A 20,465-nucleotide genomic window follows, 5' to 3' on the forward strand; every position below is an offset into this window, starting at 1 on the left:
CCGTGACTCGCGGCGAGCTGCTCTAGCCTGGCCTTCTCACCAACCTTCTACTGCGACGCCGTAAATACTTGAATCTGCAGCGTTACGCTCCCATCGGCTTCCTCGGCGTACGTCGAGTACGCCTGCGTCAGCCTCGGTCGCAAGCCTTGCATCCTCAAACATCTCCGGCGTCTCGCTACGAACGCTCGTGAGAAGGTCAGGCTAGCCCGACCGGCTCGGTCTATTCGGGAGACCAGCCCGCGGCCGGCAGGAAGAAGGCCGTCAGGCGCGCGGTCCGAACGGCGCCGCCCGTGTTTTGGAAAAGCGAGTAGACGATCGAGGCGCCGGTTCCGCGAGCGATCCCGGGGCTGAACAGGAATCTCGCCTGACCGATCTCGCATTCCTGTTCTCCGGTGCAGTCTCCACCCGCTTCGCCCTCGAAAGCCTCGAATCGAAAGCCCGTGAAGCGACCACCCTGCGGAAGCACGACGGCCAGAAATCTGCAGGAAACGGTCGGCTCCAGGTAGGGAGCCAAGGTGTTCCTGGCCGCGGTCGTGGCCGCCGCCAGGGGCAGTTGCTGGAGGGCAAGAGGCATGGGGCCGGTGAAGCTCGCGAGCTGATCGCTGGCCGCGGCGGCGACATCGCTCATGGCTTTGCGCACGGCGACCGCGGCGGTCGCTCGGCAGGCCTCTCCGCCCGTCACCGCGAGCTCGGTCGTGACGGCCCACTCTCCCGGCTTACACTCGAAGCAGGTTCGGTCCCGATAGGCTCGGATCGAGCCTGGGGCGCCGGCCGGAATCGGCAGTCGAGCCGGCGCCGGCGGCGCCATTTCGTCCGGTTCGGAGGTCTCCGGTACGACCGTCTCCACAACTGGCGTCGGTTCGGCGACGAACTCGGGCGGGCTCACCGGGGCAATCGACACCTCCGGTGCGCTCGCGGGTGCCTCGACCGGAGGCGGCGGAGCAGGCGCCAGGGCCTCGTCCTCGGCCTCTACTCTAGCGACCGCAGGCGGTTCGGCCGCCCCCGTGGGCGTTGGCGCAGCCTCCGCGCGGGGCGGAGTCTCGTCCGGCGCCGGTACCTCGACCGGAAGCGGGGCTTCGGGAGCCGGCGCGGGTTTCTCGGCCTGACTCTCCAGAGGCGTTGGCACCTCGGCGGTGAGCGTTCGAGTGTCGGGCTCGGGCTCGGCCGCGGGGGGCTGTTTCTCCGTCGGCACTTCCGAAGGGGACGCCGGCGGTTGGGGAGCCGGGGTGACGACCGTGCTGGGGACGGCTCGCGACTCGACCCGACCACTGTCTGGCGTGCCCTCGGAAGCCGGGTCAGCCGGGGTAGCCGGGTCAGTCGGGGGAGCCGGCATCGAAACCGGCCGTTCGGGCTCTGGTTGGGCCTCTGTCTCGGCGATGGCGGTGCCGGGTATGACTTCGCCGAACGGCTGGTCGCTGCGGAGGAACTTCACGCGGAAGGTACCGCGGCCGGGTCCCGTGGCCTCGAGAAACTGCGTGACGATCTCGGGCTTCTTGCCGCGCTGGACGTCGATCGATGCCACGAAGGAGAGATACTCGGGGTGCTTGATCTCGAGGCTCCAGCGACCGTCGATGAGCCCCACGAAGTTGGCTTGCCCGCGGCTGTCCGTTCGACGGGCCTCGGGGCCGGTAGTGAGACCCGGGCGACGGTGCCGGACCTCGACGACCGCTCCCTCGATCGGGCCACCGGCGCCACGGATCTGGACACCGAGCGTCGAACCACCGCTCCACGGCTGGGCGCTCGACGCGCCGGGCCTTGCCAGAGCGCAAAGAGCCAACACGAAAAACCACCGCTGCCACGAGCGGCGGTGCCGGAAACAAGTTCTTGGGCGCACCTGCATAATGGGTATCCTCCCCCGGACCAAACACGCGGAGCTTATCAACTCGGGAGGCAACCGAGGCGGTCGGTGAGCCAAAACCGGCCTTGAGAACCCTGCGTAGAGAGTCTGATAAGATTGCATTACAAGGAGTGTTTATGAGCAATAGACCGAAAGCAGAAGTCCTCTGGTTCGACGGTGAATATCTTCCCTGGGACGCCGGCACGGTGCATCTCCAGACCCACACGCTGCATTACGGTTTGGGGGTCTTCGAGGGCATTCGAGCCTATGAGCAGACCAGTGGCGGCACCGCCGTCTTTCGGCTCGACGACCACCTCCGGCGCCTTGAGGGGTCGGCCAAGATCCTGGAGATGAATCTCCCGTATGACCGGAAAACTCTCAAGGACGTCTGCTTGGAGCTGATCCGCCGCAACCAGCATGACGCCTGCTACATCCGGCCGCTCGCGGTTCTGGGAGCCGGTTCGATGGGGGTCTATCCCAAGGACAACCCGGTGGAAGTGTCGGTCATGACCTGGCCGTGGGGAGCGTATCTGGGAGACGAGGCCCTCACCAAGGGGATTCGCTGCAAGGTCTCGAGCTACGCGAGACACTTTCCCAATGCGGCGCTGCTCAAGGCCAAGGCCACCGGCAACTACATCAACTCGGTGCTGGCCAAACGTGAAGCGGTGAGACTCGGCTACGAGGAAGCGATCATGCTCGACATCCAGGGCAATGTGGCCGAAGGCAGCGGTGAGAACCTGTTCATCCTGCGGGACGGCAAGCTGATTACGCCGCCTCTAAACAGCGTCCTGCAGGGGATCACCCGCGACACCATCATGAAGCTGGCGGTCGCCGAGGGCCTCGAGGTCTACGACCGCTTCTTCACTCGCGATGAGCTGTACCTGGCCGAGGAGGCATTTCTGACCGGGACCGCGGCGGAGGTAACTCCGATTCGTGAGGTCGATGATCGTCTGATCGGTGAGGGCAGGCCGGGACCGCTCACCCTCCGGCTGCAGAAGCGTTACTTCCAGGTGATTCGGGGCGAGCTCGAAGAGTACAAGGAGTGGCTCGAGCCGGTCACCGCGCCGACCGAGGCCGAGGTCGCGGCTCGAGAGGCCGAGGCCCTGCACACGAACTGAGTCTGGGAGCCGACAGACTCTTCAGATCAGGGCGAAGGTCACGGTGACCTTCGCTACCAGCTTGTCTCCCTGGGTGACTTCGCCTTCGGCGAAGGCCAGGCTTCGACCGGACTTGAGCACCTTACCTCTGGCGGTCAAGCGTTGCGCACGGGCTCGGCTCATGAGTTGGAGTGAGACGGCGACCGGAACCACTGGCTTGGCCACGGCTTGGGCGGCTGAGACTTCGCCGAGGGTCGCAAGGACGGCGAAGTGGACGGTGTCCGGGGCGACCAAGTGCTCTTCGTTTGCGTCCAGCACGATGGATCGCCCATCTTCGCTCTCGGTCATGCCGAGTCGGTTGTTGAAGCTCACGATCCGGCCCGGGTCGGCTCGGGATCGAGGAGCCGGTTCATTTCTGCCACTTCGGTCCGTAAGATGTCGCCGGTCATGAAGCTCCTCCTGATCAGTAACTCGACTAACTTCGGTGAGGCTTACCTCGACCATTGTATCGGCGAGATGCTGTCCGTTCTGGCAGGTGCCGATCGCCTGGCTTTTGTCCCGTTCGCGGCTTTCGATCGATCGGCCTACGGGGCGACGGCCGCGGAGCGATTCCAGCGGGAAGGCGTCGACGTCGACGTGGTCACGGCCGATGAACGGGGGCGTATGACCTTGGAGCGAGCGGTGGCGGTGTTTGTCGGAGGCGGCAACACCTTTCGCCTGCTCAAGACTCTCCAGGACTCGGGTCTGCTGGACGTGACGCGCCGCCGGGTCGCCGAAGGCATGGCCTACATGGGCGCCAGCGCGGGCTCGAACATTGCCGCTCCGACGATCCGCACGACCAATGACATGCCCATCGTGCAGCCGCGGTCCTTCGACGCGCTGCATCTGGTGCCATTCCAGATCAACCCGCACTACATCGACGCGGACCCGGCCTCGAGTCACATGGGCGAGACCCGCGAGCAGCGACTGATCGAATACGTCGAAGAGAATGAGAACCCCGTTGTGGGGATTCGAGAAGGCGCGTGGATCCGCGTCGACGGACGCAGTGCCGTGCTCGGTGGCAGGACCAGCGCCAGGATTCTGCGGCGCGACGCCGAGCCCGAGGAGCGACCGCCCGGCGCGTCGCTTTCGGATCTGCTCTAGCGATCGCAGGCGAGCTCTAGTCGAGAAAGAAGTCGATAAAGAGGTCCTGACTGGGATCGACGGCGTACTGGTTCATGTCCACGACGCCTTCGTCGCGCAGCACTTCGTCATCGATCAAGAAGTTGCCGGTGCATTCACGACTGCTCCGGGTCAGGATCGCGTGGGCCGCGTCGGCTACGATCTCGGGCTTGCGGCAGTTCTTGGGATCGGCCACGCCTTTGAGCATGGCGAGCGCGGCGGTATCGATCGTGGTACGAGGCCAGAGCGCATTGACGGCCACACCCTGCTCCTCGAATTCGGCCGCCATTCCGAGGACACACATGCTCATGCCGTACTTGGCCATGGTGTAGGCGCAGTTGTTCTTGAACCACTGAGCCTTCATCGAAAGGGGCGGTGAGATGTTGAGGATATGGGGGTTCTCCGCTTCGAGGAGGTGCGGCAGGGCCTTCTGGGAGCACAGGAAGGTCCCGCGCCCGTTGACTCCCGCCATGAGATCGTAGCGCTTCATCGGGGTCTCCATGGTTCCCGCCAGGTAGATCGCGCTGGCGTTGTTGACCAGGATGTCGAGGCCGCCGAATCGCGCGACCGTTTGCTCGATCGCCGCGGTAACCTCTTCTTCGTTCCTGATATCGGTCTTGACCGCCAGCGCCTGGCCACCCGCGTCTTCAATCTCCTCCGCCGCGGAGTGAATCGTGCCCGGGAGCTTGGGGTGCTTGACGGTGGTTTTCGAGGCGATGGCGATGTTGGCACCGTCCCGAGCCGCCCGTAGGGCTATGGATCTGCCGATGCCGCGGCTGGCGCCGGTTATGAACAGTGTCTTTCCCGCAAGCGAGCGCATGGTTCCTCCTGTTTTGTCCAGCTGACCGGATCGACCTGTAGTCGACGGTTCCAAGGGCCGAGCGCCCTCCGAAGGCCATAGGCTATCGAAGTTCGGTCGAACTCCAGGCGGGAGGCGGGCGGCCGCGCCTGCCTGCTGTATGCTGCGAGCTAGAAAGCTATTGCTCGATGGAGGGCGCGATATGAGAAAGCTGTTCACCTTCCTGGCACTCCTGGCTCTGAGCTCGGGTCCCGCGGCAGCGGGAGTCGTCTACGAGATAGAGGTCAAGGATCATAGGCAATCGCCGCCCGAGTCGGAGACGATCCAGGCGGCGGTCGAAGGACGGCACCTCAAGATGGGGATCGCTTCGGGCGGTCGGGGCTCACAGGGAGAGATGATCTTCCGCGGCGATCGGCGAGAGATGGTGGTCGTTGACCACGACAAAGGCACCTACCAGGTCATGGACGAAGAGATGATTCGAGGGATCGCCGGGCAGTTGGGCGACGCCAACCGGATGATGCAGGAGGCCCTCAAGAACGTGCCCGAGGACCAGCGGGCGGTGGTCGAGCAGATGATGAAACAGAAGATGCCCGGAGCAGCGGCGAAGCCGCCTGCTCGGCCCAAGAGCGAGCTCAAGAAGACCGGAGAAAGAGCCGACAAGAACGGCTATCCGTGCGTCAAGTACGAAGTGCTTGTTGAGGGACGGAAGGTTCGCGAGCTATGGAGCACCGATTGGGACAACGTCGAGGGCGGTAGCGACGTGGTCGACGCCTTCGAAGATATGGCCGGCTTCTTTCGCGAAATGATGGATGCGCTTCCCGACTTCGGCCAGGGACGCGGCATGGGCGACCCGGCTTTCGAAAACATGAAGGAGCTCGGCGGTTTTCCGGTGGTGACTCGGGAGTTCGACCAAGATGGCTCGCTCCAGGGCGAGACGGCCCTGCGCTCGGCCAAGAGGCAAACGATCGATCCGGATGCCTTCGAGCCTCCGTCCGGCTACAAGCGCCAGGAGATGTTTCGCGGACGGTAGGCCGGAGCGGTACGGCGCTCAGGGCACGTCGAGCTCGTGCATCATCGGGTCCTTGACAACCCGAAAGTAGTGGTTGGTGCCATAGAGGCCCAGATTCGACACCCTCGAGGTGTAGAGGCAGGAGAACGACTCCATCTGCTGGGCGAACAGGGTCTTGGAACCACCCTGCTTGAAGAAAGACCCCCAACATGGGTTGAACTGGTTCGAGACGCGCTCGCTCAGCTTGCTGACCTGCCGTAGGAGCTCGTGATGGCGCTTCTTGGTTTCCTCGAAGGTCGCTTCGAGCTTGGCGCGGGTATCGGGCGCGAATCCGGCTCCCGACTCGACCGCTTTTCCGTAGAGAGTCAGGACGTCGTATAGCTGGTCCATCTGGTGGCCCGCGGCCGCCAGCTCCTTCTTGAGCTCGGCCATCTCGTCCATTTCGTGGGCCATCTGCGCTCGCTGATGGAACTCCTCTTCGAGCTCGCGGACGATCAAGGCGGTGCGCCAGTTCGACTGACGCTTGGTGGTGACGATGTCGCCGTAGATATGGTCACCGACGTAGAGCACTTGATCTCCGCGGCAGTCGAGCAGGCGCATCAGGCCGTCGAGACAGCCACCGCGGTAGACGCCGCCCCAGGCGGGGGTGTCCGTGGTGCCGATCTGCTTGCCGCCGTTATCGAGCTGTGCGAACGAGGTTTCGGTGCGGAAGAACTTCGGTTTGCCGGAGCGTACGATGACCAGCTCGAAAAGCTCACGCCAGTCGTCGAGGCCTGGAACGACCCCGCTGAAAAGGTAGGCGCAGATGTCCCGGGCGTAGGTCCAGCCCGAATTCGTGAGTAGAATGAGCTTGCGACCGCCGAGCTTCAAACGCAGCAACGCCAGAGCGATCTCGGGGTCCCGACGCAAGTAGGTTTCGGGGTCGGCGAGAATCTTGGCCTGAAGCGACTCCGAAGCATGAACCCAATCGATCGCACGGCGGGTATCCTCGAACAGACCCAGAGAATCGGGCAGGCCGAGCTCGGGCTTCCTTTCGGACAGCTCGACCAGCTCGGCGTAGAGATTGGCTTCGGGCAGCTCGAAGAGCGAGTCGACGTGATAGAAGCGCTCGTCCGCGGGCTTGACGGGCTCGTGGCGAAACAACTCAATCATCTCGGTCCGGCTCAGCCGTCGTCGGCCCAGAAACGCCTGGCCGACGTAGCGGTGGCGGTTCATGCGCAGGACGATCCCGGTTTTCTTGTCGATCAGCAGCCCCCGGCGGGGGAAGTCCGGCCGAAGCTCGGCGTCGCGGATCTCCTCCGGATAGCCGTGTTCGTCGATGAGCCGGCCTAGGGCCAGCTCGAAAGTGCAGCGTTCGACCGGCTCGCGCTCATAGTCGGCAAGCGTGAAATCGAGATCAAAACCGATATGGCGGATGGTCTCGAGCCTCAGCGTTCGGTTGACGAACACGCGGCGTTCGGGAGGCGCCAATCCGTAGCGCAGGGAATGATGAAGAAGCTCGGTGCTCCAGGAGGGCGTCGAGCCCTCCTGGAGGAGTTTCCCGAGCGGCTTCGAGTCCGGGGTCATGCTTCGGACCGGCTCTTTCTCGCCATTTCGGCGACCTGCGGTAGGAGGTCTTCTGCAGCCGCCGGGAGGTGGACCACCGGGAAGTACGCCGGCGGTGTGCCCCCCGGGTCGATCGAAAACGCCGGGATACCCTGTTCGGCGGCCAGACGCAGCAGAAGGTCGGTGATTCCGACCGAAAACGAGGTACCGACAAAGAGGAAGAGCCCGGCTTCTCGGGCGAGATCCATCGCCTGATCGAAGCGGTAGTCCTCGTGATCCTGGTAGTACTCGTCAAAAAACAAGACGTGGGCACGCAGCAGGCTGCTGCAAGCGGGACAGCGGGGCAGGGTGGCTTCCGACGGCCGGACTCGAAACGAGTCGAGGCTGACCTCGGTGCTGTCGATCGAACCCGACGGAGCTCCCCGCTCGCAGCCCGGAGAAGAGCAGCGGAACCTGGCCGAGGTCCCGTGGATCTTGATCAGTTGATCCGTGCCCGCCCGCTCGTGCAAGGTGTCGATGTTCTGCGTCACGAGCTGAAAGCGTCCTCCACGGGCGGCGTGCCACTGTTCCAGATCTACGAGCGCCCGGTGAGCCGGGTTGGGCTCAGCGGACTCCACACGCTTGAACCGCTCGAGATACCAGCTCCACTGGCCGACGGGATCGCGCCTGAAATAGTCGAAGGTCGCGAGCTCGAAGTCGCTTACCTTCCAGACCGCGTTGGGCTCGGAGCCGCGGAAGGTCGGGATGCCGCTGGCGGCACTGATGCCCGCTCCGGTAACCACCAACAAGAGGCGCTGATTCAGGGCGTTTATGGCTTCCAGCAGCTGCTCGTGGAGATCGGACATCTACCCAGAATAGCAGGGAGAAACGAAAAACGCGGTCTAGAGGAAGTACAGCTCGGTGTCGACGCGAGGCCGTCTCTCGCGGAGCATCGCGATTCTCTTCTTCAGCCGGAAGAAATCGTCGAACTCCGATCCCTCGCCGGATTCGGTATCGAGCGAGTCCATCTCGGCTTCCAGGTCGTCGAGATCGGCGCCCGACTCCAGCCGTCCGAGAAGCTCTTCCATCTTGGGGCCCATCTCGAGTCCAGTAGATTGCCCCATCCGGCGCAAGACCCTGGCGAACTGCTTCGGGTCCTCGCTGTCTCCCAGGGTTTCGAGCTCTGCCGCCATGCTCTCCATGGCGTTCTCGAGCGCGCTGTCGTCGAGCCGGTCGAGCGGTTCGTCGCTGTCCTCGCTCGAGCCGTGCCTGAGGGTGGCGAAGCTCGCCGGCCGGCGCTCGAGGCGTAGCCGTCCGCATCGCGGACAGTTGGGCCTCTTCTCGGTGTCGATGCGCGCGGAGAAGAAGTTGAAGAGGGCGTTGCAGTCGGCGCAGTAGAACTCGTAGATCGGCACCACGAAATCCTAGCAGGTGATCCAATGCCAGTAGTCGGGCGGGGACACGAAGGTCGGCTCGGCCCGCCAAGAAAGTAACTCGGGCAAAACCAGTTGGGAGGGGACACGAAGGAATCGTGTCCCCGATATCTCGTGTTGTGTCGTCGTAATGATTGACGTATGTTGCGTTCGGTGTGACCGCGGGCAAGGATCAGAATCGGAGCGGACTGGGTGGTGCAGCCCGGGTCGGGGCCGGAATCCTGAGCAGCCGGCTATTCGGCCTCGTGCGCGAAGCGACGGTGGCATTCTTCTTCGGTGTGGGGTCCCACGCAGACGTTCTGAGGAGCGCGTTCCGTGCTCCCAATCTGATCCAGAACCTGCTTGGCGAGCAGACTCTGTCGGCAGCCTTCATCCCCATCTACTCGCGCTTTCTGGGCCAGGGGCGCAGAGCCGATGCCGGGAGGTTCGCGGGCGCGGTCTTCGGCCTGCTGCTCGCCGTCGCCTGCGCCGTGGCCCTTGCCGGAGTCCTTCTGGCACGGCCGTTGGTCGCGGCGCTGACGCCCGGCTACTTGGGGGACGCCGCGCGTGTGGCGGCCGGCGAGATGATCATCAACCGCTTCGAGCTCGCCGTGATCGGCGTCCGGATTCTCTTCCCGATGACCGCTTTCCTGGCGCTTTCGGCTTGGAGCCTGGGCGTGCTCAACAGCCACCGCAAGTTCTTCCTGCCTTACTTCGCGCCGGTGCTGTGGAACGCGGCGGTGATCGGGGCTCTCCTCTTCGCCGGGTGGAGCCTTGTGGGTTCGGGCTCGGGGCTGCCCACTGGCGAGCCGGCGGTGATCGTGCAGAATCGCGTGCTGTTGGCCGCCTTCTGGGGAGGGCTCGTGGGCGGCGCGCTCCAGTTCCTGGTGCAGCTGCCGGCTGCGCTGCGCCTGCTCACGGGATTCAGACTCTCGCTGTCACGGTCTGTCGAAGGCGTGAGAGAGGCGCTGAACAACATCGTGCCGGTGCTCGCCGCGCGCGGCGCGGCTCAGCTGTCGAGCTACGTCGATGTGTTCCTGGCGTCCTGGCTGGTCCAAGGGGCGATCAGCGGCCTGGGAAACGCCCAGGTTCTCTATCTGCTGCCAATTTCCCTGTTCGCCTTGTCGATCGCCGCGGCCGAATTGCCCGAGCTGTCTCGCGGGTCAGCGGGCAGGACGAGAGCGGCCGAGAAGCGGACACTCTCGGCGATTCGGCGCATATCGTTCTTCGTCGTGCCCACTCAGCTGGGGTACTGCGCCTTTGGCTTCCTGATCGTGGCCGGCCTCTATCGGCGAGGCGAGTTCCAGGTCGCCGATAACTGGCTGGTCTACTTCATCCTCGGCGCCTACGCTCTGGGTCTGCTGGCCACGGCCTGGTCGCGCATGCTGACCAATGTCTATTACGCCGCCGGCGACACGAGGACGCCGGCAAGGATCGCGGTGGCGCGCATCGCCGTATCGTTGGCGCTTGGCGTGGTGTTGATGCTCTGGTTGGACGACTTCGCCGTCGATTCGGTGATCGCGGATGCCGGGAGCAAGGGAGGGCTGCTCAAGTTGGGCGCGGTCGGTCTGGCGCTGGGCTCGGCGGTCGCCGCCTGGCTGGAGTGGGGCTGGTTGCGGGCGCGGATGCGGGATCTTGGGATGGCGATGGGCTGGCCCTTGTCCTTCGTTGCGGCGACCTATGGCCGCGCGGCGGCTGCGCTCGCGGTTGGCACTACCTTGTGGTACTTCTGTCAGGAGTGGTCTCCGCTGCCGGCGGCCATCGTGGTGATCTCGGGCTATGCTCTGTCGTATCTTGGGCTCTCCAGGCTTCAGGCAGTTCCGGAAGTTCAAGATGTCATGCAGCTCTTCGGCCGCAGGCGGAACTCAGGAGATGATTAGATGAAGATCGCTCTTGCCTCGGACCACGCCGGCTTCGAGTACAAACGAAAGCTCGCGGTTTTGCTCTCGGAGCGCGGCCATGAAGTCGTCGACTTCGGCACCGATTCGGAGGAGTCGGTCGACTATCCGAGATTCATCATGCCGGCCGCCGCGGCGGTGGCTGCCGGCGAGGTCGAGCGTGGCATCGTGTTGGGCGGTTCGGGAAACGGTGAGGCGATGGCGGCCAATCGCATCAAGGGAGTCCGCTGCGCTCTGGTCTGGAGTGAGGAGTCGGCGCGGCTGTCGCGCGAGCACAATGATGCCAACATGATCTCGATTGGTGAACGGCTGTCGCCTTGGGCTCTGGTCGAGGCGATGGTGGACCTTTGGCTCGAAACGCCGTTCGAAGGTGGTCGCCACGTCGGTCGCATTCGGATGCTGGACGCCTGAGCCCCACGACCTTACCGATTCACTGAGAAGCCGGCCGCTACAGCAGCCTCTCGCAAAGAACGCCCTGGTACAATAATCCCATGGAAGCCGTTCTCAGCGTCGCTCTGGGTCTCGGACTGGCCGCCGCCTGCGGGTTTCGAGTCTTTGTGCCGCTTCTGGTGATCAGCGCGGCAGGCTACTCGGGTCACCTCTCGCTGTCGTCGAGCTTCGATTGGATCGCCTCCACACCGGCGCTGATTACTTTGGCGGTGGCGACGGCCCTCGAGATCGCCGCCTACTACATCCCCTGGGTCGATCATCTGCTCGACACGGTGGCCTCGCCGGCGGCCGTCGTGGCAGGGGTAGTGGCCTCGGCTTCGGTGATCACTGGAATGGATCCGTATCTGAAATGGACGATGGCGGTCATCGCAGGTGGCGGGCTGGCGGGCGCGGTTCAGGTAGTGACCACCGGGACGCGAGGCGCCTCCACACTGACCACGGCCGGTTTTGGCAATCCGATCGTGTCCACCGCTGAGGCCGGCGGCTCACTGGTGCTGTCGCTCCTGGCGGTCATTGCGCCACTCGCGGCCGTCGGTCTGGTGGTTGTCTTTCTGGCCTTCGTCACTTCCCGGCTGGCCGGCCGCCGCCGCAAGCCGGCGTAGCGCTGCCGAATGAGCCCCGGGTCGGCGTGGCGGATCGCCGTTGACACCGGCGGGACCTTTACGGATTGCCTGGGAATCGATCCCCAGGGCCGTCAGCACCGCGCCAAGGTCTTGTCGTCGGGCGCGTTGCGGCTGGTGGTCGACGAGCAGCCTTCCGATCGCACGGTGGTCGTGGCGGGGGAGCCCTTTGTCGATGGTTTCTTCGAAGGCTGGACGCTGGCGGCGGGTATGGAGTCGCTCGGGATCGTCAGGTCCCGGGGTAATCGACTCGAGCTGGCCGGCCCGGCAGGCGCGCTGACGGGCAGGGAGGTCTCGCTGCAGTCCCCGGAGGAAGCCGCCGTCGTTGCCATTCGGTGGGTTACCGGCACCGCGCCGGGGCGCCGGCTGCCGCCTGTGGCGCTCCGGCTCGCCACGACGCGGGGCACCAACGCCCTGCTCGAGCGCAAAGGAGCGCGGGTCGCTTTGTTCGTGACGCGCGGCTTCGGAGATCTCCTGGAGATCGGCAACCAGCAGAGGGTCGATCTCTTCGCGCTTTCGATTCGCAAACCCGACCCGCTCTATGGCTCGGTGGTGGAGGTGGATGAGCGCCTGGACCCCTCGGGCCAGGCCGTGAGCGCTCTCGATGAGGTGTCCCTGGCGCGGGAGGCGCGACGGCTTTCTGAAGCCGGTTTTGATTCCGCGGCGATCGCGTTCCTGCATTCTTTTCGCAATCCGCGCCACGAGGAGCGCGCGGCTCGCGTCCTCGCCGCGGCCGGCTTTCGGCAGGTGTCCACCTCCTCGAGTCTGAGCCGGCGCATCAAGATCGTGCCCCGGGCGCAAACCGCGCTCGTCGATGCCTATCTTGCCCAGATCATGCGGGATTACCTCGGTGGTGTGGCGCGAAGCCTCGAGCCCAGCAGTTTGCACGTCATGACCAGTGTCGGGGGACTCGTCGGCGCGGCCGAATACCGACCCAAGGACAGCCTGCTTTCGGGGCCGGCTGCCGGAGTCGTCGGCGCCGTCGCGGCCGGACGCCGCTCCGGCTACGAGCAGATCATCGCCTTCGACATGGGTGGAACCTCGACCGACGTCAGTCGCTATGACGGAGAGCTCGAGTTGCGAGCCGAAACCGCGGTGGGGCAGACGCGGTTGCTCTCGGCATCGGTGGCGGTCGAGACCGTCGCGGCCGGGGGAGGCTCGATTTGCCGTTGGCGAGGCGGTGGCATACGAGTCGGTCCCGAGAGCGCCGGCGCCTGGCCGGGACCGGCTTGTTACGGGGCCGGCGGGCCACTGACCTTGACCGACGTCAACCTACTCCTCGGCCGCCTGGTGCCGTCGCGATTCCCGTTTCGGGTTGATTCCGCGGCCGCCAGGAAAAGAGCCCTGGAAGTCGGGGCGGCTGCCGGACGCCCCGCCTCCCAGGTCACCGACACCCCGGGCGCGAGCCAGGCTCCTCCCGATGTCGATATAGATACAGACGACTTCCTTAGCGGTTTTCTGGCGATAGCCAACGAGCGAATGGCCGGAGCGGTTCGTGCCATTTCGGTGCGGCGCGGCTACGATCCCTCCGAATACACCCTGGTCGCGTTCGGAGGCGCCGGCGCCCAGCACGCGGTGGCGATCGCCGAGCTACTCGGAATCCAGCGGGTGCTGATTCCCGCCGACGGTGCCCTGCTCTCGGCGGCGGGTCTGAACGAGGCGCGGCTCGAGCGCTGGTCCGAACGGCAGGTGCTGGAGCCGCTGACGGCGGCTGCACCGAGCTTGGAGGGTCTCTTCGAGGCGATGCGTACCGAAGCGAGCGCCGCTCTTCAGGCCGAAGGAGTCAGCGAGAGCGCGCTCGAGAATGGTCCGCGTACGGTCTTTCTGCGCTACGGCGGTCAGGAGTCGACGCTTGCCGTCGACTGGCAAAAGGGCTTGCCCACCGAGGAGCTCGTAGCCGAGTTCGAACGCGCCTACGTCTCCCGATACGGCTACCTACCGGAGAATCGAACCCCCGAAGTCGAGAGCCTGCGACTCGCCATGCGATCGATTGCGGAAAGCGGCCCGTCTGGGCCGCCTCGCCGGCGGCGCGAGGAGCTCCCTGCCAGTGTGGCCCAGCGATTCTGGGATGGCTCGACCTGGGTGGAAGCGCCGGCGCGCGCGCGAGCGGGTCTCACTCCCGGGGACCTGGTCCCCGGACCCTGCCTGATCGTGGAGCGTCATACCGTGACGGTTGTCGAGAAGGGCTGGTCGGGGAGTCTGGACCCGGCCGGCGGGCTGGTTCTGGAGCGGGGAGGCTAGATGCGGGATCCGATTGCTCTGGAGCTTTTCACCCATCGATTCGCTCAGGTGGTGGCCGAGATGGGGGAGTTGTTGCAGCGAACGGCGGTTTCGGTGAACGTCAAGGAGCGTCTGGATTTTTCCTGCGCGCTGCTTGACGATGGCGGCCGGCTGGTGGTCAATGCCCCTCACATTCCGGTTCACCTTGGGGCGATGGGGCTCTGTGTGCGGACGGTCTCCCAGTCGATCGACTGGCAGGCCGGAGATGTGGTCCTTACCAACCATCCCGGCTTCGGCGGGTCGCACTTGCCGGACGTAACCGTCATCACGCCGGTCTGCGAGGATGGCGAGCGGATTCTCGGATTTGTGGCCAACCGGGCGCACCACGCCGAAATAGGCGGTACGAGGCCGGGCTCGATGCCACCTGACGCGACCTGTCTGGCCGATGAGGGGGTGGTCTTTGCGCCCACCTATCTCGCTCGGCGAGGTGTATTCGACTGGTCCGGGATCCGCTCGAAGCTCGCAGCTGGCCCTTTCCCGAGCCGCTCGATTGAAGAGAACCTGGCGGACCTGGCGGCCGCGGTCGCCGCCAATCGCCGCGGAGAGAGCGGTTTGCTGGCGCTGGCGAGCGGGTACGGCGCGGATACCGTTCGACGGTTCATGCGCGAGCTCTCCGGCCACGCGGCTCGAGGAGCCCGGCGCGCGTTCGCGAAGATCGGAGCCGGACGTCACAGCGCCGAGGAGCGGCTCGATGATGGCTCGCTGATCAGAGTCTCAATCGAGATTGGAGCAGAGCGTACCAAGGTGGACTTCAGCGGCAGCTCGGGGGTTCACCCGGGCAACTTGAACGCCACACCGGGAATCGTGCGCAGTGCCGTTCTCTATGTGCTGCGCTTGCTGATCGACGATCCGATTCCACTCAACGAAGGACTATTGAATGACGTCGAGCTGCTCATCCCGAAGGGAATGCTCAACCCCGGGTTTCCGAAGGATCCGTCGCGCGCTCCGGCGGTTGTGGGCGGAAACGTCGAGACCAGTCAGAGGATCGTCGATACCCTGCTCAAGGCCCTTCGGGTCACGGCGTGCAGTCAAGGGACGATGAACAACGTGCTCTTCGGTAACGATGAGTTTGCCTATTACGAGACGATCGGCGGCGGTGCCGGAGCCGGTCCCGACTTCGACGGTGCCAGCGGCGTGCACACCCACATGACCAACACGGCGATAACCGACCCCGAGCTTCTAGAGCAGCGCTATCCGGTGCGGCTCGAGCGGTTCGCGATCCGCCGGGGCTCGGGCGGTGCCGGCGCCCGGCGCGGGGGGGATGGTTTGGTTCGGGAGCTGAGCTTCCTCGAGCCGCTGACGGTTTCGGTCCTGAGCCAGCACCGTGAGGAAGGTCCGTTCGGTCTCGAAGGGGGTGGCGCCGGCCGGCCGGGTCGCCAGTGGATCGAGACCTCATCCGGCGAGCGAAGACCGCTTGCGGGCGTCGATGGCTGTCGGGTCGGGCCCGGAGACCGACTCGTGGTCAGGACCCCTGGCGGAGGTGGGTGGGGGCGCGAGGCGTGAGGCGACTGGCGGCGGTTCTTTTCTGGTCGATCATCGCTGCGGCGTTCATCGGCCCGGGTACGGTGACTTCGGCTGCTTCGGCCGGCGCCGGTTTCGGCTACTCGCTCCTGTGGACGCTGTTGTTCTCCACCGTGGCCTGTCTGGTGCTTCAGGAGGCCAGCGGTCGTCTTACGGTCGTTTCCGGCAGAAACCTGGGAGAGGCCCTGCGGGAACGTTATCCGACCGGTTGGCAAGGCGGCGCCGTGCTCGTGCTTGTTCTCGGTGCCGTGGTCCTGGGCTGCGCCGCGTACGAGGCCGGCAATATCCTCGGTGGAGTGGCCGGCGCCGTTCTGACCCTCTCGTGGTCACCGAGAAGCCTGGCCCTCGGGACCGTTGCCGTGGCGGCCGTCCTGCTCTTTTTCAATTCGCCGCGCCGGGTCGCATTCCTGCTGAGCTTGCTGGTCGGCACGATGGGCGTGGCCTTTCTCTGGACGTCGACACGGTTGGCTCCACCCTGGGCCGAGATTCTCGGCGGGGCTCTGTGGCCGTCACTTCCGGAAGGGGCGTCGCTTCTCGCCATCGCGCTGGTCGGCACCACTGTGGTTCCCTACAACCTGTTTCTTGGATCGGGACTGGCGCGGGGCCAAACGCTGCCGGAACTGCGATTTGGCCTGTCGGTGGCCGTCGTATTCGGGGGCCTGATCTCGATGGGCGTCCTGGTGGTCGGGGCCGCTGTGCAGGGGAGCTTCAGCTTTGAAGCGCTCGCGGATGTTCTGGTCGAGCGGCTGGGGCCGTGGGGGCGAGGCCTTTTCGGAGTCGGCCTGTTCGCTGCCGGCTTGTCGTCGGCGGTGACGGCGCCGCTGGCCGCGGCGATGACCGCGCGAAGCGTGCTCGGTGGCGATCGAGATGTCCGCTGGATAGATACGTCTTGGCGGTTTCGAGCAGTCTGGGGCGGAGTGCTCACGGTAGGACTCATCTTCGGCGTGTCCGGTATCCGGGCGGTTCCGGTGATCATCGTGGCCCAGGCGCTCAACGGAGTCCTTCTGCCGGTGGTTGCGCTGTTTCTTCTGGTGACCGTCAATGACAGAGGGCTGCTCGGGCGGGCTGCGAATCGCGGCGGTTCGAACATCGTGATGGGCCTGGTCACTTTGGTAACACTTCTGCTGGGGACCGCCGGAGTGTTGCGCGCCGGGGCCCGGGCTCTTGGGCAGCCACCGCCTGGGCAGGGGCTGATAGTGCTATCGGCACTGGCGGTGGCATTGGTCGCGGCGGTGCCGGTGTCTCGCGCCCTCAGACGTTGAGCCGGCCAGCTCCCTCGGCTCGCGAACTTGACCATGGTTGCCGCCTTCGCGGCTCGGCGTTAGTCTTCTCGGCGTCTGGTCCTCGGAAGTAAGATCAGGCCGAGTCAACGGATCCGCAGATGGCCGCAAAAGCAAAAAGGAAGGCACCCGGTACGCCACGGAAGCTAACCGCTCGGCAGCGGGCGGAGGCCAAGCGGGCGATGGCAAGGCGAATCACCGAGGCGCGCCGAGAATCTGGGCTTACGCAGGCCGTAGTGGCGAAGGCGGTTCGACTGTCTCCGTCACTCGTCTCGAAGATCGAGCGGGGCGAGCGGCGCCTGGATCCGCTCGAGCTGGCTCGATTTGCCAGGCTCTACGGCAAGTCGATCGTGGATTTCATCGATTAGCCCCCTTCCGACCCCGGCACGCCGAAGGATCTCGGCCCCGAAAGGCTCTAACCAAGCGTATCGGGGCACAGTGAACCATTACCTAGTGGACCGCCCGCTTGAGTATCTATTGTCAGAAGGGCTAGAATCCGTGCTCGGCCGGTGCTTTCAAGGGGAGTCAGAGCCCTGGGAGAACCGTTCGGAGCGGGGGACCTTCGACCAAGGAGCCGAGGCTAGTGAGACTTCATCCGGAAGAGTTCCGACTGATCACAAACCGTCGCCCCCTGACCTGGTCGGTCCCTTTGGTGCTGGCGCTGGCGGCGGCACTGGCGGCTCCCGGGCCGCTCGGAGCCCAGGGTGCCGGAGACTGCTCCTCGCAGCTCGGGCAGGTCACCTGTCCCGGAGATGAAGATCCCGCGCCGCAAGACGCCCGGGACACCGAGCCGGTGATCGTGGCTCAGGAGAACCTCTGGTTCACTCAGCCGCGACGCGGAGGCATCAACTACCTGGTGGACGGTCAACTCATCTTGCCGTTCGAGCCTCTACTCGGACTCACCGCGAGCTCCGACAGCGCGGCCAAGATGCAGGAGATGCAGTGGCTCTTCCGATATACGGGTCAAGCGAGCCGCAACGCGGTTTTCAGTGTCGAGTGGATCGCGCCACGGGATCTGATCGACCGGAACCTCCGCAAGACCTTCCTACCGTTGATCGAGCTGACCGAGGCTCGCTGGAACATCTTTTACGACCCGGTGCTCGCCTCGGTATGGAGAGGCCTGGGGCCGGGGCCGGTCGACTTCTCGCGCCCCGAGATTCGCCAGATGTTCCAGGACGACCTGGTCTACCTGAGAGATCTCTATTTCGGCCATCCCAACTACTGGCGGATCCGGTCCAAGCCGGTTCTGCACGTCTGGGCCGCCAAGGAGCTGGTCAAGAACGCCGACGAGTTGTTCAGGCAGGCCCGGCGGAGCGGGATCTACATCTGCGGCGACGTTTTTGGCCAGACGGGCACGGAGCCGCCGCTCGATTGCCGGACGGGTTTCACCGCCGCGACTCCCGATATCGTCTCGCGAGACCGTACCCAGGCGGTTCAAGAAGTCCTGCCGGCCTTCGAGAGCTACTTCGAGGACGCCGGTGGGCTGGACCTCATTCCCGCTTTTTCTTTTCAGTACGATGACATCAAGTTCCGCACCAGCCTCGGCCGTGGGGGCACCGCGATCCAGATCCTCGCCCAGGACCGTCAGGATCTGTGGGATTGGCTGGATCTCGCCGATAGATACGCCGATCCGATCGACGGCACTCGCTATATCTGGGTCGGTACGCTCAACGGGTGGGCGGAGGCTACGACCATCTATCCGACCGAGAAGAGCCGGAGCGAGTTCTGGGAGGGCGGACGACTTGGTGTGCAGCCATATCACTATGCCAAGCTCGAGGTGATTCAGAGGCGCCTCTACCCGGACGCCGCATATCGCAAGCCGAAGATCGAGATCACCGACGAGGGCGACATTGTCTTCAGGAACTGCGATGTCCTCGCGGGCGTGCGAGTGAAGGCCAAGATCGGCGGAGTCATCAAGAAAGTGGATCTGGAGTCGGAGAACGGCGTGAGTTTTCTGCCCAATCTCGACCGTGTCTGGCGCCCGGACTTCGAGTTCCAAAAGCTCACGATCAGGGTCAAAAACCTCGACGGTAAGCAAGCCAAGGCAGTGATCCGATAGCCGCGCTGTTTGACAGCTGCGGGTTTTCCAGCCGATCATGTTTCGGGTGAAGGGTTCTTCGATTCTCCTGTCGCGCCCGGCCGCAGTCGTCTGTGGACTTCTCGCGCTGGCGCTTGCTTCTCCACTCGGGGCTGTGGAGTTCTCCCATCCGGCTGGCGATGGAGAAGTGGTCTACAGATTCACGCCGGCGACCGGCACGCTCAATGATCTCGAGGTCTTGTATCGGGGCGTGAACGGGGAAGTAGTTTTCCGGCCGGCGGCCGATGGCGGGATAACCCAGTTCACGCTGGCCGGAGAGATCGTCGAGACGGCCGACCGGCGGCACAGGGTCAAGCTCCTGAAAGAGACGCATTCAGATAATGCGTACAAGGCCAAGTTCCGTTGGCGCTTCGGTGGCGAGAGCTTCAAGTTCGCCGTCGAGATGCGGCTGGAGGACAAAGCCCTGGTGATGGACTTCAGATCCGCATCGGAGGCAGTGATCCTGTTCGATCTGGTCCGTTCCGAAGAGACCCCCGACCCGAAGATCGTCGATCTGCCCTACGGGCACAAGGTGCTATTCGCGGACGGCCTGTTTACCTCCGCTCTGATCGATCCGAGAAGGTCGAATGCCTCCGAGATCTGGCCGACCAAGCACTACGTGTCTTCGACGTCGGCGTCCTTCGCCCCGTGGGCCTTCTACCGGACTCTCTCGAACGGCGAGCGCAATCCACTTCGGGAGACGGTTCGCATAGCGACTTCCCCTCAGATCGAGGACACCTTCTTTCGGCCGCAGAATCCGGTCTCACCCTACCGGCAGGCACTGTCGAAATACCTGGTGGTCGACCTGTGGCGCAGGTCCTTTGCCGACTACCTGACGGATCTCGGTGAGGTGGTCGCCAGGGGCTTCGAGAACATCTTTACGGTCGTTCACGTCTGGCAACGCCACGGCTTCGACAATGGCCTGCCAACAACCCTGCCCCCCTCGCCCGCCATGGGCGGCAAGGCCGGCCTCAAGGAGGTCTCACGGCTGGCTCGGGATAACGGCTACCTGTTCAGCCTGCACACGAACTACGTCGACTTCTATCCCAATTCGAAGTCCTGGAGGCCCGCGCATCTCGCGCTGAGCTCCGAAGGAGAGCCGATCAAGGCCTGGTTCAACCCGTCGACCGGAGGCCAGAGCTATCTGATGAAGCCCTCCAAGGCGCAACGCTATGCCCGGCGCGTCGAGCCGGCTCTCCACAAGAAGTACGACACCAATGCCGGCTACCTGGACGTGCACTCGGCGATTCTGCCGTCGATGAAGGTGGATCTCGACGCCAAGGTCAAGGACTCCGGCCGCCAGCTCTCCACGTTCGAGCACTACCGGGACCTGATCGCCTTCGTGCGCAGAACGCACGAGGGCCCGGTGGCGGGAGAGGGCAAGGGCGGATCGAGCAGGATCTGGGCCGGCTACATCGACGCCGTCGAGGCGGATCCGCGCTCTCTCCACCAGGAGATCGACGGCACTCGAGGCACCAAGACGCCGGCTATCGTCGACTA

At 64.7% G+C, this 20,465-nt stretch carries 18 protein-coding genes; 12 read left to right on the top strand and 6 right to left on the bottom strand.

Translation table 11 applies throughout. The features are described from left to right. Nucleotides 1-220: 220 nt before the first annotated feature. Nucleotides 221-1,834 (bottom strand): hypothetical protein, encoded by a 1,614-nt coding sequence (locus tag GY769_08245; protein MCP4201909.1) that lies wholly within the window; start codon nt 1,832-1,834, stop codon nt 221-223. Between the two features lie 140 nt (nt 1,835-1,974). Between GY769_08245 and GY769_08250 the strand changes: the two genes are divergently transcribed. Further along, the gene (locus GY769_08250) at nt 1,975-2,955 is read left to right on the top strand and encodes a branched-chain amino acid transaminase (GenBank protein ID MCP4201910.1); all 981 of its coding nucleotides are present in this window, start codon (nt 1,975-1,977) and stop codon (nt 2,953-2,955) included. Between the two features lie 21 nt (nt 2,956-2,976). Here the strand turns inward: GY769_08250 and GY769_08255 are convergent, their stop codons facing one another. Continuing rightward, complete coding sequence (locus GY769_08255) at nt 2,977-3,306, bottom strand: PaaI family thioesterase (GenBank protein ID MCP4201911.1); 330 nt, start codon at nt 3,304-3,306, stop codon at nt 2,977-2,979. A gap of 75 nt (nt 3,307-3,381) precedes the next feature. Between GY769_08255 and pepE the strand changes: the two genes are divergently transcribed. Next, entirely contained in the window at nt 3,382-4,077 is a 696-nt protein-coding gene (gene pepE / locus GY769_08260; protein MCP4201912.1) for a dipeptidase PepE, read from the top strand. A gap of 16 nt (nt 4,078-4,093) precedes the next feature. On the opposite strand, the gene GY769_08265 is transcribed toward pepE, so the two are convergent. Continuing rightward, nucleotides 4,094-4,915, bottom strand: a complete 822-nt coding sequence (locus GY769_08265) for an NAD(P)-dependent oxidoreductase (protein MCP4201913.1) — start codon at nt 4,913-4,915, stop codon at nt 4,094-4,096. 181 nt (nt 4,916-5,096) lie between these two features. Here GY769_08265 and GY769_08270 point away from each other — a divergent pair, with 181 nt between their 5' ends. Then, the gene (locus GY769_08270) at nt 5,097-5,924 is read left to right on the top strand and encodes a hypothetical protein (GenBank protein ID MCP4201914.1); all 828 of its coding nucleotides are present in this window, start codon (nt 5,097-5,099) and stop codon (nt 5,922-5,924) included. An 18-nt stretch (nt 5,925-5,942) separates the two neighbouring features. On the opposite strand, the gene GY769_08275 is transcribed toward GY769_08270, so the two are convergent. The 3 genes from GY769_08275 to GY769_08285 are packed head-to-tail and all read right to left on the bottom strand — an operon-like array spanning nt 5,943 to nt 8,842. After that, nucleotides 5,943-7,469 carry an HAD-IG family 5'-nucleotidase gene (locus tag GY769_08275; protein MCP4201915.1) on the bottom strand — a complete coding sequence of 509 codons (1,527 nt, stop codon included), beginning with the start codon at nt 7,467-7,469 and terminating at the stop codon, nt 5,943-5,945. Beyond that, complete coding sequence (locus GY769_08280) at nt 7,466-8,293, bottom strand: RNA polymerase subunit sigma (GenBank protein MCP4201916.1); 828 nt, start codon at nt 8,291-8,293, stop codon at nt 7,466-7,468. The genes GY769_08275 and GY769_08280 overlap by 4 nt, the downstream gene beginning before the upstream one ends. Before the next feature lie 36 nt (nt 8,294-8,329). After that, nucleotides 8,330-8,842, bottom strand: a complete 513-nt coding sequence (locus GY769_08285; GenBank protein MCP4201917.1) for a zinc ribbon domain-containing protein — start codon at nt 8,840-8,842, stop codon at nt 8,330-8,332. A gap of 173 nt (nt 8,843-9,015) precedes the next feature. Between GY769_08285 and murJ the strand changes: the two genes are divergently transcribed. The 9 genes from murJ to GY769_08330 form a co-directional block, all read left to right on the top strand. Next, on the top strand, nt 9,016-10,719 hold the full coding sequence (gene murJ / locus GY769_08290; GenBank protein MCP4201918.1) for a murein biosynthesis integral membrane protein MurJ: 1,704 nt from the start codon (nt 9,016-9,018) through the stop codon (nt 10,717-10,719). Further along, a complete protein-coding gene (gene rpiB / locus GY769_08295; protein MCP4201919.1) occupies nt 10,720-11,148 on the top strand; it encodes a ribose 5-phosphate isomerase B in 429 nt (142 codons plus the stop codon). 80 nt (nt 11,149-11,228) lie between these two features. Next, nucleotides 11,229-11,789, top strand: coding sequence for a DUF4126 domain-containing protein (locus GY769_08300; GenBank protein ID MCP4201920.1), 561 nt, complete (start codon nt 11,229-11,231; stop codon nt 11,787-11,789). Nucleotides 11,790-11,798: 9 nt separating this feature from the next. Next, nucleotides 11,799-14,048 carry a hydantoinase/oxoprolinase family protein gene (locus GY769_08305; GenBank protein MCP4201921.1) on the top strand — a complete coding sequence of 750 codons (2,250 nt, stop codon included), beginning with the start codon at nt 11,799-11,801 and terminating at the stop codon, nt 14,046-14,048. Continuing rightward, entirely contained in the window at nt 14,049-15,590 is a 1,542-nt protein-coding gene (locus tag GY769_08310; protein ID MCP4201922.1) for a hydantoinase B/oxoprolinase family protein, read from the top strand. Then, on the top strand, nt 15,572-16,870 hold the full coding sequence (locus tag GY769_08315; GenBank protein ID MCP4201923.1) for a divalent metal cation transporter: 1,299 nt from the start codon (nt 15,572-15,574) through the stop codon (nt 16,868-16,870). Before GY769_08310 ends, GY769_08315 begins: the two co-directional genes overlap by 19 nt. 119 nt (nt 16,871-16,989) lie before the next feature. Then, nucleotides 16,990-17,256: a helix-turn-helix domain-containing protein gene (locus GY769_08320; GenBank protein ID MCP4201924.1), complete on the top strand. Its 267-nt coding sequence runs from the start codon at nt 16,990-16,992 to the stop codon at nt 17,254-17,256. Between the two features lie 215 nt (nt 17,257-17,471). After that, nucleotides 17,472-18,947, top strand: coding sequence for a hypothetical protein (locus GY769_08325; protein ID MCP4201925.1), 1,476 nt, complete (start codon nt 17,472-17,474; stop codon nt 18,945-18,947). A gap of 37 nt (nt 18,948-18,984) precedes the next feature. After that, a partial coding sequence (locus GY769_08330) for a hypothetical protein (protein MCP4201926.1) occupies nt 18,985-20,465 on the top strand: 1,481 nt, incomplete at its 3' end.

The sequence above is a fragment of the bacterium genome (genome assembly GCA_024224155.1).
Taxonomy (GTDB): Bacteria; Acidobacteriota; Thermoanaerobaculia; order Multivoradales; family JAHEKO01; genus CALZIK01.

Excerpts from the sequence above, each read along its gene's own strand:
- GY769_08250 (MCP4201910.1), top strand. The coding sequence starts at position 1,975 with ATGAGCAATAGACCGAAAGCAGAAGTCCTCTGGTTCGACGGTGAATAT.
- pepE (MCP4201912.1), top strand. The coding sequence starts at position 3,382 with ATGAAGCTCCTCCTGATCAGTAACTCGACTAACTTCGGTGAGGCTTAC.
- GY769_08265 (MCP4201913.1), bottom strand. The coding sequence starts at position 4,915 with ATGCGCTCGCTTGCGGGAAAGACACTGTTCATAACCGGCGCCAGCCGC.
- GY769_08270 (MCP4201914.1), top strand. The coding sequence starts at position 5,097 with ATGAGAAAGCTGTTCACCTTCCTGGCACTCCTGGCTCTGAGCTCGGGT.
- GY769_08275 (MCP4201915.1), bottom strand. The coding sequence starts at position 7,469 with ATGACCCCGGACTCGAAGCCGCTCGGGAAACTCCTCCAGGAGGGCTCG.
- GY769_08280 (MCP4201916.1), bottom strand. The coding sequence starts at position 8,293 with ATGTCCGATCTCCACGAGCAGCTGCTGGAAGCCATAAACGCCCTGAAT.
- rpiB (MCP4201919.1), top strand. The coding sequence starts at position 10,720 with ATGAAGATCGCTCTTGCCTCGGACCACGCCGGCTTCGAGTACAAACGA.
- GY769_08300 (MCP4201920.1), top strand. The coding sequence starts at position 11,229 with ATGGAAGCCGTTCTCAGCGTCGCTCTGGGTCTCGGACTGGCCGCCGCC.
- GY769_08305 (MCP4201921.1), top strand. The coding sequence starts at position 11,799 with ATGAGCCCCGGGTCGGCGTGGCGGATCGCCGTTGACACCGGCGGGACC.
- GY769_08310 (MCP4201922.1), top strand. The coding sequence starts at position 14,049 with ATGCGGGATCCGATTGCTCTGGAGCTTTTCACCCATCGATTCGCTCAG.
- GY769_08320 (MCP4201924.1), top strand. The coding sequence starts at position 16,990 with ATGGCCGCAAAAGCAAAAAGGAAGGCACCCGGTACGCCACGGAAGCTA.